General features: G+C 65.0%; 13 protein-coding genes. 9 read left to right on the top strand and 4 right to left on the bottom strand.

The window, feature by feature from the left end; translation table 11 throughout:
- Window positions 1–189: 189 nt before the first annotated feature.
- Window positions 190–819: a glutathione S-transferase family protein gene (locus ACXAJV_RS09200; protein ID WP_475084509.1), complete on the bottom strand. Its 630-nt coding sequence runs from the start codon at window positions 817–819 to the stop codon at window positions 190–192.
- A 24-nt stretch (window positions 820–843) separates the two neighbouring features.
- On the bottom strand, window positions 844–2,598 hold the full coding sequence (locus tag ACXAJV_RS09195; protein WP_475084507.1) for an amidase: 1,755 nt from the start codon (window positions 2,596–2,598) through the stop codon (window positions 844–846).
- Between the two features lie 185 nt (window positions 2,599–2,783).
- Here ACXAJV_RS09195 and ACXAJV_RS09190 point away from each other — a divergent pair, with 185 nt between their 5' ends.
- From ACXAJV_RS09190 to ACXAJV_RS09175, 4 genes are all read left to right on the top strand, one after another.
- Complete coding sequence (locus ACXAJV_RS09190) at window positions 2,784–3,728, top strand: hypothetical protein (RefSeq protein ID WP_475084505.1); 945 nt, start codon at window positions 2,784–2,786, stop codon at window positions 3,726–3,728.
- Window positions 3,729–3,781: 53 nt separating this feature from the next.
- Window positions 3,782–4,570: a hypothetical protein gene (locus ACXAJV_RS09185; RefSeq protein WP_475084503.1), complete on the top strand. Its 789-nt coding sequence runs from the start codon at window positions 3,782–3,784 to the stop codon at window positions 4,568–4,570.
- A gap of 139 nt (window positions 4,571–4,709) precedes the next feature.
- Window positions 4,710–5,036, top strand: a complete 327-nt coding sequence (locus ACXAJV_RS09180) for a hypothetical protein (RefSeq protein ID WP_475084500.1) — start codon at window positions 4,710–4,712, stop codon at window positions 5,034–5,036.
- 71 nt (window positions 5,037–5,107) lie between these two features.
- Window positions 5,108–5,779, top strand: coding sequence for a glutathione S-transferase (locus ACXAJV_RS09175; protein WP_475084498.1), 672 nt, complete (start codon window positions 5,108–5,110; stop codon window positions 5,777–5,779).
- 66 nt (window positions 5,780–5,845) lie between these two features.
- Here the strand turns inward: ACXAJV_RS09175 and ACXAJV_RS09170 are convergent, their stop codons facing one another.
- Window positions 5,846–7,258: a M20/M25/M40 family metallo-hydrolase gene (locus ACXAJV_RS09170; RefSeq protein ID WP_475084496.1), complete on the bottom strand. Its 1,413-nt coding sequence runs from the start codon at window positions 7,256–7,258 to the stop codon at window positions 5,846–5,848.
- Between the two features lie 101 nt (window positions 7,259–7,359).
- Here ACXAJV_RS09170 and ACXAJV_RS09165 point away from each other — a divergent pair, with 101 nt between their 5' ends.
- Window positions 7,360–8,304 (top strand): pirin family protein, encoded by a 945-nt coding sequence (locus ACXAJV_RS09165; RefSeq protein ID WP_475084494.1) that lies wholly within the window; start codon window positions 7,360–7,362, stop codon window positions 8,302–8,304.
- Window positions 8,305–8,306: 2 nt separating this feature from the next.
- Here ACXAJV_RS09165 and ACXAJV_RS09160 read toward each other — a convergent pair whose 3' ends face one another.
- On the bottom strand, window positions 8,307–9,371 hold the full coding sequence (locus ACXAJV_RS09160; protein ID WP_475084492.1) for a DUF2891 domain-containing protein: 1,065 nt from the start codon (window positions 9,369–9,371) through the stop codon (window positions 8,307–8,309).
- Window positions 9,372–9,715: 344 nt separating this feature from the next.
- Between ACXAJV_RS09160 and ACXAJV_RS09155 the strand changes: the two genes are divergently transcribed.
- From ACXAJV_RS09155 to ACXAJV_RS09140, 4 genes are all read left to right on the top strand, one after another.
- A complete protein-coding gene (locus tag ACXAJV_RS09155) occupies window positions 9,716–11,341 on the top strand; it encodes a phosphoenolpyruvate carboxykinase (RefSeq protein WP_475084490.1) in 1,626 nt (541 codons plus the stop codon).
- Window positions 11,342–11,683: 342 nt separating this feature from the next.
- On the top strand, window positions 11,684–11,836 hold the full coding sequence (locus tag ACXAJV_RS09150; RefSeq protein WP_475084488.1) for a hypothetical protein: 153 nt from the start codon (window positions 11,684–11,686) through the stop codon (window positions 11,834–11,836).
- A 121-nt stretch (window positions 11,837–11,957) separates the two neighbouring features.
- Window positions 11,958–13,748, top strand: a complete 1,791-nt coding sequence (locus tag ACXAJV_RS09145) for a homoserine dehydrogenase (RefSeq protein ID WP_475084485.1) — start codon at window positions 11,958–11,960, stop codon at window positions 13,746–13,748.
- Window positions 13,745–14,692, top strand: coding sequence for a homoserine kinase (locus tag ACXAJV_RS09140; RefSeq protein WP_475084483.1), 948 nt, complete (start codon window positions 13,745–13,747; stop codon window positions 14,690–14,692). The genes ACXAJV_RS09145 and ACXAJV_RS09140 overlap by 4 nt, the downstream gene beginning before the upstream one ends.
- Window positions 14,693–14,697 lie beyond the last annotated feature (5 nt).

Raw genomic sequence — 14,697 nt, 5'->3', positions numbered from 1 at the left:
GCATTTGTCATCCCGGATGGATGGCCGGCCTTGGGCCGGGCGGAAGTCCGGGACCCATAATCACGGTCTTCGTCCGGTTGGCACGAACAGCGAGCCTGCTTTCGGCCGGCATCGGTGCGTATGGGTCCCGGCCCTCCGCCCCGCCTGCGCGGGGCATTCGGCCGGGATGACAATGCTGGATGACGAAAGCTAGGCCTCCGCGCTTGGCCGGGCGCCGACCGTCGCCCGCCACTGGGCGAGATGGGTCAGCGTGTCGGCCGGCTTCAGCTTGATCCAGCCGGCAAAGTCCACGAACACAAAGGCCGCGATATCCGCAGCGCTGAAGCGCTCGCCCGCGAGATAGGGCACCTCCGCCAGACGTGCGTCCAGCACCTGGAAGAAGGCTTCGGCACGTGTGCGTCCACGCTCGACCAGTTCGGGTACCTGGGCATAGCGCTCCGGGCCGGTGATCGAAGAATCCTTGAAGAATTCGGAGCGGTTGCGCAGTGCTTCGGCGACACCGAGCAGCCCCTCTCCCTCGGCCCGCGACATCCATTCGGCCACCAGAGCCTTCTCGACCGGTGTCGTGCCCAGAAGCGGCGGGTCGGGGAAGACTTCCTCCAGATAGCGCGCGATCGAGGTGTTGTCGCACAGCACCGTGCCGTCATCGAGGACCAGGGCCGGGACCGTACAGCGCGGATTGACGGCCCGGTAGGCCGGCTCGAACTGGGCCTTCACCCCCAGATCGACCTGCTCGGTTTCGATCTCGATGCCCTTTTCGGCCATGAAAATACGGGCACGGCGCGGACTGGGCGCCGCGCGATAATCGTAGAATTTCATTAGTTTATCCTGACTGTCTGAAAACTAGGCAAACCCGGATGGACGTTCATTCGCGACCCCAAGCCGCGCTTCGATCGCACGCCCCAGCGCGATGATATTCCCCTCCTCAAAGAGGGGCGCCCACAGGCTGGTGGTCTGGGGCACACGGAACTCGGCCGCGCCGGCATCCGCCTGCTCGCCGCCAAAGATGGTCCGGGTGCGCTGCTGGGAATAGCCGGAGCGGAAGGCCAGCTGCGGATGGCCGGTATAATTGGTGATCAGCAGCATTCCGCCCGCGAAATTCGGACCGATCACGGCGTCCAGCCCGTCAAAGGCCGCATGGACGTCCTGCATCACCTGGCGCCGGAAACGGTCGACATTCACATAATCGACGGCCGAGATGAAACGGGCCCGCCGCCAGGTATTGGGCCAGGCCTGCGGCGCCTGCCAGACCAGGCTGTCATCGCTGTTGTCCAGGGTGAGATGTTCGAAGGCTGCAGCCGACTCCACCTCGACACTCGCCAGCAGTGCATCATAGGGGCGGTCCGGCAGCGAGAATTCGACAAGCTCGACGCCGGCATCGCGTGCGGCCTGCAGCGCAGCGCGGTCGGCATCGGTGCCGTTTTCGAACCAGGCCGGATTCCACCCGACCCGCATGCCGCGCACATCGCGACCGGCATCCGCCTCGAACCCCGCCTCCAGCGAGCCGGGGTCCAGCGGGTCGGCCCCGTTGATCACCGACAGGATCAGCGCCGTATCCTCGACGGAACGCGCAATCGGGCCGATCTTGTCGAGCGACCAGCACAGCGCCATGGCGCCTGAACGCGACACCCGGCCAAACGACGGGCGCAGCCCCGTCGTGCCGCAACGATGCGAGGGCGAAACGATCGAGCCGAGCGTTTCCGTGCCGATACCGAAGGCGACCAGTCCCGCCGCCGTCGCCGAAGCCGATCCGGCACTGGAGCCGGACGAGCCTTCCTGCGGGTTCCACGGATTGCGGGTCTGGCCGCCGAACCAGCGATCGCCATAGGCCAGCGCACCATTGGTCGTCTTGCCCAGCAGCACGGCCCCTGCCTCGCGCAGCATCACGGCGATACGGGCATCCTGTTCGGCAACACGCTCGCGATAGGGCGTGGCGCCCCAGGTCGCCGCCACACCGGCCACATCAATGATGTCCTTCATGCCGTAGGGAATGCCGTGCAGCGGCCCCAGAAGGCGCCCCTCCGCAAGTACGCGATCGCACTGATCGGCCTCGGCACGCGCGATCTCCGGCGTCACGGTGACGAAACAGTGCAGCGTGCCGTTATAGCGGGCGATCCGGTCGAGATAGATCTCGGTCAGCCGGCGCGCGGACAGCGCCCCGGAGCGGATCCACAGAGCCTGCTGCCAGACCGGCGCAAAAGCGATATCGGCATCATTGTCCGGCAGGGCACCGGTCTGCTGCCCGGACAGGCTGAGCGCATTTGACTGAGGACGGTAGGCGACCCCCGGCAGACGCGGATCGAACATGCAGGACGGCGCCAGCGTATTCGGCTTCTCCACCGCCCGCTGCTGCGAGGTTCTCGCGATCCAGTCATCAAGACCGGCCACAACCTGTTCCCGCTCGGCATCCGTATAGCGGATATCGAACAGGGCCTCGGCGCAATGCAGCGTATCGGCCGAGAGGGCGGGCGCGGCAGCATCGGCCGTAGCGGAGGCAGCGTCCTGACGCGCCAGTGCCGGACCAGCTGTCCCGGCGGCAACGACAGCAATGGCGCCCCCCTTGAGCAGTTCACGCCGCGTCGAAACCTTGTCGGACATTCTTCCCCTCCCCGCTTTTTTCTGCCCCCCGAGCGTGAGCGCCAACCCACCGGAATTCAATACACAAGCGGCAGAGAAAGACCGGCCCACCCCAAAATAGCCGCATTCCGCCCCATTTCGGTTCACAATTGGCCGTTAACCATGGCTGAAACGCCAATGCGGCGCGCGCCAACCGGGGGGAGGCCATGCCCTTAGACCAGATGGAAAACACCGTGCTCGACCGAAGCGATTTCGGCAGTAGCCAGGACTATTCGACCGAAGCGAGCGAGATGCGCGAGACCCGCGCACCGGCTGCCATGATCCAGTTGTCACGCGCCCGGGCCATCGCCCGCGCCCGTCATGCCGACCTGTTGAAATTCCGCCGCACCTGGGGCGGCGCGATCAACGACCCGGCCGAGGACGGCAAGGCTGACGAGGCCCGTCCGGCTGTGAAGCCGATCGACCGGGCGGCGGTCTATCCCAAATCCCACATCCTGCACTTCTCCGTGCTGGCAACCCTGGTGCTGTTCGAGGGCCTGGCGAATGCCTACTTCTTCTCGACGGGCTCGGACCTCGGCCTGCTGGGCGGCTGGCTGCAGGCCATCACCGTCTCCTTCACCAATGTGATCGCGGCCTTCTTCCTGATCGGCTTTATCGGCCTGCGTCACATGTCAAACCGCAACAAGCCGATCATCGCCGCGCTCGCCGCGGTCGGTGTCGGCGTCACGGTCGCTGCGCTGGGCCTGTTGAACCTCACCGCAGCCCATTTCCGCGACCTGCTGGAACTGAATGCGGCCACGCTCGCCCTGGGCGGCGCCGAAACCACGGGTACGGTGCTGACGCCGGTTCTGGATGCACGGGCCAACCCGTTCAACCTGCAGACCCTGGAAGCCCTGCTGCTGTTCATCCTCGGCTCCACCTTCGCCGCTATCGCGGCCTACAAGGGCCGCACGTTCGACGATGCCATCCCCGGCTATGGCGGTGTCTCCCGCCGGCTGGACGTGGCGTCGCGCGACCTGGAAAAGGCACTGGAAACAGGCTGGAAGGACGCGAAAAAGCTCTCGGCACCCGAGCTGGAAGAGCTGGTCGAAGCCAAGGCGCTGCTGGATGAAATCTGCCAGGATCTGGCCGGACCGGGCCACCAGCGTTAAGACAGACAAGCCGGTGCGGGGCTGTACCGGTTCGACCTGCGACGGGAGGGGGCATGTCCGGACGCGATCTCATCGGGCTTTTCAACCTGATCATCATCGCCGGCGTTGTCGGTGCCATCAGCTATGCCGCCTTCGTTCTGAAGCCGGCCGAGTATGACAGTCAGACACTGTGCCTGGTCGACGAGACGCCGCCCCACCGCGTCGTCGTGATCGACAAGACCGACCTTTATTCAACCGCCCAGGCCGACGCGATCGGCGCTGTGATCCTGGGCGAGCGCAATGCGCTGGCGGTCGGCGAACGCTTCTCGCTCTACGAGCTCAATGAGAGCGGCGAGCTTCGCAACACCAACCGCTTCTCCCTGTGCAATCCGGGCGCCGGCGAGCAGGTCAATCCGCTCTATCGCAATCCCGAACGCGTGCAGGCCCGCTACAATGCGCTGTTCGCCGAGCCGCTGCAGCGGGCGCTGGCCGATCTCGTATTGCCCAAGGACGCCCCGTCCAGCCCGATCATCGAAGCGCTCGCCCGCCTCGGTCAGGACCCGGCCTTCGACCGGACCGTGCCCCGGCGGCGCATCGTGCTCGTCTCCGACATGCTGCAGAATTCGGACATTTTTTCGGTCTATGGCCGGCGCCGGGGCAGTTTCGAACAGCGCGTTCCGCCGGCCCGCGCCGTCGCGGACATCATCCGCGAGACCTATGGCGACAGCCTGCGCGGCAGCGAGCTGGAAATCCGCCTGATCCCGCGCGAGACCTGGGAAGCCGAACAGCGCGGCGAGTTGCAGGCCTATTGGAGCGAGATCTTCCGGCAGCTCGGCGTCCGCGCCTACTGGCTGGACATCTAGCGCCACCCCCTCCTGTCCCTCGCCAGGTTTTCCACATTCGCGAACCGGGATGCATAGGATATGCATTTCCCCGACTCGCAACGCGTACCACAATATCTGGTATTGAAACTGAAACGATGCGCTAGAGATGGGGCTCGCCATGTCCATTCAGCCCGCGCGAAACGCGACCGGAACACGCGCCCTGGACCGTGAGGCACGTCGCCTGCTCGACCGCGACATGCTGACCTTCTGCGCCCGCCAGCCGCAGCTTGCGGAACTGGCCTTCACACTCGCCGATCATGGTCACACCCATGTCGGCCATGTGGCGAACCTGACCTTCTACACAATTCTCGACCTCGCTGGCGGAGATCGCGCGCTGGCGGAAGAGTTGCAGCACCGGCTTCGCCATGCCGGTCTCGATACCGGCCTTTCCCTGCCCGACTGGCAGCAGCCGGCCGGCGATATGATCGAGCCGATGCTCGATTAAGGTTTTGCATTGCAGCACCGCACAGGCGCTCTATCTTTGCGGGAAGTGACGAAACCCGCAGGACAATAGCCATGATCACGGTGCACCACCTCAACAATTCGCGCTCGCAGCGCATTCTCTGGCTGCTGGAGGAAATCGGGCAGACCTATGAAATCCGCAAATATGAGCGTGACGCGCAGACGATGCGCGCGCCGGCGGCGCTCAAGGAGGTTCACCCGCTGGGCAAGTCGCCGGTGATTTCCGATGGCGACCGCGTCATCGCCGAGTCCGGCGCGATTACCGAGTATCTGACCAACACCTACGGCTCCAGCCTCAAGCCCGAAGCCGGCAGCGACGAACACCGGCGCTATGTCTACTGGCTGCACTTTGCCGAAGGCTCGGCCATGCCGCCGCTGCTGGTGAAACTGGTGGTCGACCAGATCGCCAAGGCCAAGATGCCCTTCTTCGCCAAACCGATCGCGCGCTCGATCGTGACCCGGCTCAATGACGGTTTCGTCCAGCCCGAGATCGACAATATCTTCGGCTATATCGAGGCCGAACTGTCCGGACGTGACTGGTTCGCCGGCGACAGCTTCTCGGCCGCCGATATCCAGATGAGCTTCCCGCTGGAAGCGGCGGCAGCCCGCGGCGGTATCGGCAAGGCCTATCCGGCCATCCAGGCCTGGCTGGAACGCATCCACAACCGCCCCGCCTATGTCCGGGCGCTCGAACGCGGCGGCGAATACGGGATCGTCGGACGCTGATGTCATGAAAAAGAGGCGGGAGCCACGCTCCCGCCTCTTCCCTGTCAGACTGTTTGCGGTCGGAGCCTACTGGCTTGCCGTGTCGTCCGGCGTTTCGCGGAAGTCGACATCCGTCTCCGCCGCCAGGTAGACCAGCGCCGCATAGGCGGCGACATTCTGGGCCAGCTCGTCGGGATCGATCTTGTCCAGCGTGTCGTCCGGCGTGTGGTGCAGGTCGAAGTAATCCTCGCCATTCTGCTCAAGACGCACAGTCGGAACGCCCAGCATGGCCAGCGGGATGATGTCCGGGCCGCCGCCGGGCTCGTTCGAGCCGCCGCGGATAATCCCCAGCGGGGCGATGACACGGCCCACCTCGTCGATCACCGGCGTGCCGGCGTCCGAGACATTCGAGGACAGGCGCCAGACGGTCCGGGCACCGAAATCGGATTCGGTCGCCAGCACATGGTTGGCCACCTCATCGGCGTGTTGTGCGGCATAGGCGCGCGCGCCCAGAAGACCGACTTCCTCGGCCCCGAACATCACGACACGGATCGTGCGGCGCGGCCGTTGCGGCAGGTCGGCGATCAGCTTGGCAGCCGCGACCGTGATCGCGACACCAGCCCCGTCATCGACAGCCCCCGTGCCCAGATCCCAGCTATCGAGATGGCCGCCGATCAGCACGATCTCTTCCGGGTTTTCCCGCCCGACAAGGTCCAGCACGACATTGCCGCTGGTCACTTCACCATGCCAGCCGGCAGCGGAATTCACCGTCAGGCTGATGGCCTCGCCATTATTGTGGAGGCGGCGCAGATGGTCGGCATCGGGATTGGAGACCGCGATCACCGGGATACCGGCCCAGCTGCCGTCGAGATCGCTCATCATGCCGGTGTGCGGAAAGCGATGGCTGTCCGAGCCGACCGAGCGAACGACCAGGGCCGAGGCGCCAGCGCGCTCGGCATGTTGCCAGCCGATACGGCGGCGCTGATTGGCCGGGCCATAGCCGGCCCCGACCTGGCTGCGCACCATGATGTTTCCGTCGATGAAGGCAATACGGCCTTCCAGTGAACCGTCTTCAGCGGCCACCAGATCATCAACGGTGCGGAAATACACGATCTCCGACTGAACGGAGCCAGCCCCCGAACCACCCAGCGCCGTACCGTAGAGCTCCATCTCGTAAGGGGCGGTCATGGTGATGGACAGGCTGTCGCGATCCCAGAAGGGCATTGTGAAGCCTTCGACCTCGACGCGGTCGAAACCCAGTTCCTGCCCCAGCGCCGCACCCCAGGCGCGCGCCCGCTCCTCGGCTTCGGAACCCGCCAGACGCGGCCCGATTTCCGTCGTCAGAGACTCGACAATGTCATAGGCCAGGTCGCTTTCGAGCGCGGTCTCCATCAGCGTGCGTGCCGTGGCGGCTGCTTCCGGTGAAGTATCCTGGCGCTCCTGACCGATTGTTTCCGCCGTGAGAAACATGGTCATTCCAAGGGCGACAATTGCTTTCATCCTTACCTCCCCACACATTCGATGCGTCACTATGAAACGCTTTGCCCCCGGCGCAAGGGCCGGGGCTGTGGAAGCCGTCACCAACAGATGGGAACGAAACGATGGACAGCAAGATCGAACGAACCATTCAGGGACGCACGCGCGACCTGGGCGGATTTGAAGTCCGCCGTGTCCTGCCCTATGCGCGCCGCCGCATGGTGGGGCCCTTCATCTTTTTCGACCAGATGGGCCCGGCCGACTTCGCGCCTGGCCAGGGCATCGATGTGCGCCCTCACCCCCACATCGCCCTGGCAACGGTGACCTATCTGTTTGACGGCGCCATGCAGCACAAGGACAGTCTCGGCGTCGACCTGACCATCCGCCCCGGCGATGTGAACTGGATGACGGCCGGCCGCGGCGTGGTGCATTCCGAACGCACACCGGACGAGGAACGGACTGCCGGGCATCGCCTTTACGGTATCCAGACATGGGTGGCCCTGCCCTCGGACAAGGAAGACATCGAGCCGGCCTTCCATCACCACAAGGCCGAGACCCTGCCGCGCTTCGAGCGCGATGGTGGCGATTTCCGGCTGATCCTCGGCACCGCATGGGGGCACCGGTCTCCCGTCGAGGTGTTCTCGCCCATCGTCTACCTGCACGGCGAATTGCGGGCGGGCGCCTCGACCAAGCTCAATCTCGAGCATGACGATGTGGCGGTCTATCTGGTGGAAGGCGCCGTCACGGTCGACGGCCAGGCGCTCGAACCGGGTGAAATGGCCGTGATCGAACCGGGCACGGCGCCGGAGCTGGGCGCACAATTGCCCAGCCGCATCATGATCTGTGGCGGCGCCCCGCTGGGCGACCGGCACATCTACTGGAATTTCGTCGCCAGCGACGAAGCCGATATCGACACGGCCAAGCATGACTGGGTCGCAGCGGCGGAGGCCGGTTTCCCGGACGGGGGACGTTTCATCCTGCCGCCGGGCGAGCAGGAACACATCCCCCTGCCCGACGACATCAAACGCGAAGAGCCGGTCAAACCGACCCCGGACAACCCGACCAGCTGATCTCAGCCATCCTCGCCGGCGGACGGTACGGCGCGCCATAGCGGTGCGTCGAGCGCACGGCCCGTGACATAATAAGTGGCAAAGCTCGCAAGCCAGTGTCCGCCGGCATAATCATCGCCCGTCACCGAGGCGATACCCGCCTCGCCATGGCGCTGCGCGCTGGCTTGCAGGGCTGCAATGCGCGGGTCGCCCTGCGGCAGGGCATGGGCGATCGCATCGAGATTCCAGGCGCGCGACAGGTTCACACCGTCCAGGTGGACCAGCTTGCCATCGGTCGGATCGACAACCCGTCCCGGCTCCAGCCAGTCGGCGGACCCGTCCTCCGGGATGCCCGGCAGGAAACTGCCCAGCCAGGCCGCAAACTCGGCCTGCGGCATCACGCGCCGCATGAGATCCGCCTCCATCAGACAGGGTGACAGGAAATCCTCGCCGGACGGTTCATAGGCAATCGGGCAGTCGCGGTCCCCGATGTGAAATTCGCGCGCCTTGTCGACGATCAGCCTTTCCAGCCCGGCATCGCCGGTCGCCCGGGCCCAGTCCAGCGCGAGGGCAAAGCCGAAGGCCGACTGGTTGTGCGTGCCGATGCGGATCGGATAGAGCAGATTGGGCAGCCAGGTCTTGTACCGGTCGGCCACCACCGTCTCGAGCGGCGCCAGCGCCGCCAGCCAGCGCTCGGCGCGCGGGTCATCCCATTCGCGCAGCTCGAGACCAAGCTGCAGCAGCCAGGCCAGACCGTAAGGGCGCTCGAAGGAGCCGCGCCCCTCGCCGCCGAAATAGGCCACTTCCCCGGCAATATTCCCGGGCGTCAGATTGGCATCGAGTGCCGCGGTCGCGCGGTCGGCCAGCTCACCGTCTCCGGCCTCGCGCAACAGCCGGACCAGAAGCCAGTGTCCGTGGACCGCCGAATGCCAGTCATAGCAGCCATAAAATGCCGGATAGAGGTCCCGCGGGGTCAGCGCGTCCTCACCGGATTGCAGCACGTGCGAGATCTTGTTGGGATATTCGCGCTGCACGCAATCCAGTGCCAGTTGCATGAAGCGGACATTGCGCCCGGACGGCGCAGGCATTTCCTGTGCAAAAGCAGGCGAGGCAGAAAAAACCGAAGCAATTGCGGCACATGCCAAAAGTTTTTGCGATACCATTTCGTTCCCCATCCTTCACTTTCAATTTCCGGCGTGACCGAAGGGCTTTTCTGCCTCCGGACGATCTGCTACCGCCGGAATACCAAAACCGTTCGACCCGTGTGGCAAGCGTCTTGCTCCCGGGATCGTCGATAACAGGGTGCGCAAACAGTCCCGTTTCATACAAGCGCCCGCAAACAGGTGAGTGGCTCACCGGCGCCCGGCCCGACACGGTCCGGACCGGAACCATGAAGAGCGAGCAGACTGACCACACTGGGGAAGCAGGAAACATGTCGAATTCCGAAACGCGTGATGGCGGGCTCAAAGCCCTTGGCGTCAATGCCGGCCGCGTAAATCTGAACTGGAACGAGGCCCGTCTCTATGAAGAGGCCGTGCGTCGTGGCGAGGGTGACGTGGCCGAGGGTGGCCCGCTGGTAGTGAAAACCGGCGCCCATACCGGCCGCTCGGCCAAGGACAAGTTCACCGTCCGCGATGCGGAGACCGAAGAGCAGGTCTGGTGGGATACGAATGCGTCCATCACGCCCGAACAGTTTGACACGCTGTGGCAGGACTTCCAGGCGCACTTGGACGGCAAGGAAGTCTTCGTGCAGCAATTGTTCGGCGGCGCCGATCTGGATCACCGCCTGCCGGTGCGCGTCGTCAACGAGCTGGCCTGGCACTCCCTCTTCATCCGCCACCTGCTGCGCCGTCCCGAGCCGGCCGAGCTGGACGGGTTCGAGGCCGAGTTCACCATCGTCAACCTGCCCAGCTTCCAGGCCGATCCCGCACGCCATGGCTGCCGCTCGGAAACGGTGATCGCGGTCGATTTCGCGCGCAAGCTGGTGCTGATCGGCGGCACGTCCTATGCCGGCGAGACGAAGAAATCGGTCTTCACCATCCTCAACTACCTGCTGCCCAAAAAGAAGATCATGCCGATGCACTGCTCGGTGAATGTCGGCAGCCAGGACGACGCCGCGATCTTCTTCGGCCTGTCCGGCACCGGCAAGACCACGCTGTCGGCCGATGCCAGCCGCACGCTGATCGGCGATGACGAGCATGGCTGGTCGGAAAACGGTCTCTTCAATTTCGAAGGCGGTTGCTACGCCAAGATGATCCGTCTGTCGGCCGAGGCCGAGCCGGAAATCCATGCCACCACGAAAATGTGGGGCACGGTGCTGGAAAACGTGGTGATGGATCCGGTCACCCGCCAGCTCGACCTGGACGATGACAGCCTGGCCGAGAACAGCCGCGGCGCCTACCCGATGCACGCCATCCCCAACGCTTCGGAAACCGGCCGCTGCGGGCATCCGAAAAACCTGGTCATGCTGACCTGCGACGCGTTTGGCGTGCTGCCGCCGATCGCCAAGCTGACCCCGGCCCAGGCGATGTATCACTTCCTGTCCGGCTATACCGCCAAGGTCGCCGGCACGGAAAAGGGCGTCACCGAGCCGACCGCCACCTTCTCGGCCTGTTTCGGCGCGCCCTTCATGCCGCGCCACCCGGCCGATTACGGCGCCCTGCTGCGCGAACTGATCGCCGAGCACGACGTCGATTGCTGGCTGGTCAATACCGGCTGGACGGGCGGTGCCTACGGCACAGGCCACCGCATGCCGATCAGGGCGACACGCAGCCTGCTGAATGCCGCACTGGACGGCTCGTTGAACGACGCCGCCTTCCGCGAGGACAAGCTGTTCGGCTTCATGGTGCCGATCGCGGTTCCCGGTGTCGATGAGGGCATCCTCGACCCGCGTGCGACCTGGTCCGACCCGGCCGCCTATGACGCCCAGGCCGCCAAGCTGGTGACCATGTTCGTCGAGAACTTCACCAAGTTCGAGGACAATGTGGCGGCCTATGTCCGCGCCGCGGCGCCCAAGCTGCCAGCGCGTGAAAAGACGCTGGAAACCGCGGCCGAATAGGCCTGCCGGCATCCACCTGACAAAAGCCCCGGCCCGCACCTGCCGGGGCTTTTTCGTGTCCGGAGGCAAGATTTTTTGCTAACCAGGCCGCCTCACTCGATATGAGTATATTTTGGCATCAACCGCCGGCACGGCGGGATATTCTTTCTCCAAACGATCGCAACGGGTAATTTATCTCACACCTTCCGCCGTTTTCCGAACCAGCATCCGGCGAAAAAATTGCGTCAATTCGGTAAAAAAACACCCCCAGCGCAAAATTTGTTTGACGCACCCCGGTAAATACGCCTTCCTTGCGGGGACTTCGCAAGCGCAGCACACCGCTGCCGCAGGGATGGACCCGTCATGACGCTCGACGCCATGAACATCGCCGGCCTTCAGACCCAGACCGTCACCGGTCTGCCCGGTCGCGGCGGCGCCATGCCCGGCGGCCTCGGTACCACCACGACCACCATTATGACCACCTCCTGGACACGGGGGGCGGCCGGCGTGCGCTAGCGGACTAGAAAACCGCAACACACCGACCCCGCTCCCCGGCCCCGGCGAGCGGGTTTTTTTATGCCCGAAATTCACTCTTTACCGATCAGCCAGACCCAAAAGACCCGAAGGACCCAGACCCATGCCCCTCGACCTCGATGCCCGAAAACCGCTGAAGCTTTGCGTTCTCAAATTCGGAAGCTCCGTCCTCCAGAAGCCCGACGACTATGTCCGCGCCGCTCACGAAATCTATCGCCACACGCGTGCCGGCGAGAAGGTTGTCGCGGTCGTATCCGCCCTGCAAGGTGAAACCGACGCCCTGTTTGCCGTCGGTGGCGATGTCGGCCAGGGGGCGAGTGACGGCCTGATGGCCCGGCTGGTCCGGTGCGGCGAGCTGAAGTCTGCAGCGCTGATGGGTCTGGCGCTGGAGCGAACCGGCATTCCCTCTGCCGTGCTCGATCCGCATGAAATGGGTCTGATGGCCGATGGCGAGCCGCTCGACGCCAATCTGACGGGTCTGGATTCCGATCGGGTCCTGGCCCATTTCGAAAGCGCTGACGTGATCGTTGCGCCGGGCTTCTTCGGGGAAGGCGTTGCAGGACCGGTCACACTGGGTCGTGGCGGAACGGATCTGACGGCGGTCGAGTTCGCACACTGGCTCGATGCCGACCGGGTCCGGCTGATCAAGGATGTCGACGGGGTCTACACGGATGATCCGGCCAAGGTTGCCGACGCCGAACGCCTCGACCAGCTGGACTATGACGAGGCCGTGCGTGTCAGCCGTGGACTGGTTCAGGAGAAAGCCATCTTCCGGGCCCGCGACAACCAGGTCGTGATCGAGGTTGCCGCTCTGGGGCGTCCCTATGCCACGCGCATCGCCGGACGCGTGCAGCAACGCCCCGGCCCGGTGCCCGCGGTCCGCAAGCTGAAAGTCGCGGTTCTCGGGCACGGCGCGGTGGGCGCCGGTGTGTGCTCTCATCTCCTTGCCCATCCCGGCCGGTTCGAGCTCGCTCCGGTTCTTGTACGCGACCCGGCCAAACATTCAGCCGCCTGCGATCACCCACTCGAATTTACCGGCGACCCGGCCGTCGCCCTCGCCGGAACGCCCGACATTGTGGTGGAAACGCTGGGCGGTACGGATACGGCCCGCGCGCTGAGCCAGACTGTGCTGCGCGATGGCAGCCATCTTGTCACCGCCAACAAGGCCGTGGTGGCGCTGGATATCGACCGCCTCAATGACCTGGCCCGCCAGCAGGGACGGCAATTGCGCTATTCGGCGGCCATCGGCGGCGGTGTTCCGATCCTCGAGCTGGTCGACTTGCTTGGCCGCAATGGTGAAATCCTCGCCGTCGAAGGGGTGATGAACGGTACGTGCAATTTCATCTTCGATCAGCTTAAACAGGGCACACGCCTCGCCGACGCCGTCAGTGAAGCCCAGCGACTGGGCTTCGCCGAGGCCGACCCCAGCACCGATCTCGATGGCCATGACGCCGCCGACAAGCTGGTCCTGCTGGCCCATCACGCCTTTGGCGTCACGCTGCACCCCAACCAGATCGAAAAGGAAAGCCTCAACGATCTCGACGCCAACCGGATCAGGGCCGTCAACGAAAAGGGAATGGTCTTCAAACAGATCGCCCGCTGCGAAGCGACGCCGGACGGGCGCATCGAAGCGCGGGTCGAGATTGTCGCCCTGGAGCCGGACCATCCCCTCGCCGGCCTCGTCAATGAAGGCAATGGCTTCCTTGTGAAACTGCCGCAGAAGACAGTTTCCGTCCGCGGCAAGGGCGCCGGCCGCTGGCCGACAGCGGAAGCGGTGTTTGCCGATATCATGGATATCCAGCGCTCCTATCTCACCGGCGAGGCCGAGGCGTCGCCTGTACCGGAGAATCCGCTTAGCCATATCCGCCGAATGTCGACGGGACAGGTGGCATGACGACAGCAAATCCGGCGGCCCGCGCCAGCGCGCCCGCCAGTGTGGGGAATGTCGGGGTCGGCTTCGACGTGCTCGGCCTCGCCTTCGATGCCGTGCGTGACGAAGTCTGCGCGACACGGGAAGACCAGCCCGGTGTCCGCCTCGGGACGGTTTCCGGCCTGGTCGACAGCCTGCCGGCCGAACCCGGGCGCAATTGTGCCCTCGCCGCAGCCGCGGCCGTGCTTGATGCCGCCAGGGCCGATTTCGGCCTGCGGATCGATGTGCACAAGGGCGTGCCGCTGAGCGCCGGCATGGGTGGTTCCGCCGCCTCGGCCGTCGCGGCTGCCGGTGCCGCCAATGCGCTGCTCGACAAACCCTTTTCCGATATCGAACTCCTGCCCTTGGCGATGGAAGGCGAGAAGGTCTCCGCCGATCCGCCGCCCTGGGACAATGTGATGGCGGCATTGCTGGGCGGTCTGGTCCTGGCTGCGCGTCTCGACCCGCCCCTGATCCGGCGCCTCCCCCTGCCCGAAGGGATTGCCTGTGTGGTCTTCCACCCCCAGCGCAAGATCGAGACCCAGGCTGCACGCGAACTTCTCTCGCCGCAGATCAAAAAAGACATCGCGGTCGAGCATTCGCGGAACATGGCCAGCTTCGTGGCCGGTTGCGCCAGTGGCGATCTCGACCTCGTGGCCAGCGGCCTGCGCGATATCTTCATCGAGCCCCAGCGGGCCAGCCTGCTGCCGGAACTGGCACCGGTCCAGGCCGCCGCCCTTGAGGCCGGCGCGCTGGGCTGTTCCTTCTCCGGCTCGGGCCCGTCTGTCTTCGCCTGGACCCGGGTGGCCGATCTCGACGCCACGCGTACCGCCATGGCCGCGGCCTTTGCTGCAGCCGGGTGCCCGGCGACCGCCTATGACGCCCCGCTCAACTCCGCCGGCCTGCGTGTCGAACCGCAACAAGGATAGTGCCG

Source organism: Maricaulis sp. ABE4_448 (assembly GCF_056160825.1).
Note: the sequence above shows the minus strand (reverse complement) of the source record. Positions and strands in the feature narration are given on the sequence as shown.

Excerpts from the sequence above, each read along its gene's own strand:
- ACXAJV_RS09185 (WP_475084503.1), top strand. The coding sequence starts at position 3,782 with ATGTCCGGACGCGATCTCATCGGGCTTTTCAACCTGATCATCATCGCC.
- ACXAJV_RS09150 (WP_475084488.1), top strand. The coding sequence starts at position 11,684 with ATGACGCTCGACGCCATGAACATCGCCGGCCTTCAGACCCAGACCGTC.
- ACXAJV_RS09190 (WP_475084505.1), top strand. The coding sequence starts at position 2,784 with ATGCCCTTAGACCAGATGGAAAACACCGTGCTCGACCGAAGCGATTTC.
- ACXAJV_RS09140 (WP_475084483.1), top strand. The coding sequence starts at position 13,745 with ATGACGACAGCAAATCCGGCGGCCCGCGCCAGCGCGCCCGCCAGTGTG.
- ACXAJV_RS09200 (WP_475084509.1), bottom strand. The coding sequence starts at position 819 with ATGAAATTCTACGATTATCGCGCGGCGCCCAGTCCGCGCCGTGCCCGT.
- ACXAJV_RS09195 (WP_475084507.1), bottom strand. The coding sequence starts at position 2,598 with ATGTCCGACAAGGTTTCGACGCGGCGTGAACTGCTCAAGGGGGGCGCC.
- ACXAJV_RS09145 (WP_475084485.1), top strand. The coding sequence starts at position 11,958 with ATGCCCCTCGACCTCGATGCCCGAAAACCGCTGAAGCTTTGCGTTCTC.
- ACXAJV_RS09155 (WP_475084490.1), top strand. The coding sequence starts at position 9,716 with ATGTCGAATTCCGAAACGCGTGATGGCGGGCTCAAAGCCCTTGGCGTC.
- ACXAJV_RS09180 (WP_475084500.1), top strand. The coding sequence starts at position 4,710 with ATGTCCATTCAGCCCGCGCGAAACGCGACCGGAACACGCGCCCTGGAC.
- ACXAJV_RS09160 (WP_475084492.1), bottom strand. The coding sequence starts at position 9,371 with ATGCCTGCGCCGTCCGGGCGCAATGTCCGCTTCATGCAACTGGCACTG.
- ACXAJV_RS09165 (WP_475084494.1), top strand. The coding sequence starts at position 7,360 with ATGGACAGCAAGATCGAACGAACCATTCAGGGACGCACGCGCGACCTG.
- ACXAJV_RS09170 (WP_475084496.1), bottom strand. The coding sequence starts at position 7,258 with ATGAAAGCAATTGTCGCCCTTGGAATGACCATGTTTCTCACGGCGGAA.
- ACXAJV_RS09175 (WP_475084498.1), top strand. The coding sequence starts at position 5,108 with ATGATCACGGTGCACCACCTCAACAATTCGCGCTCGCAGCGCATTCTC.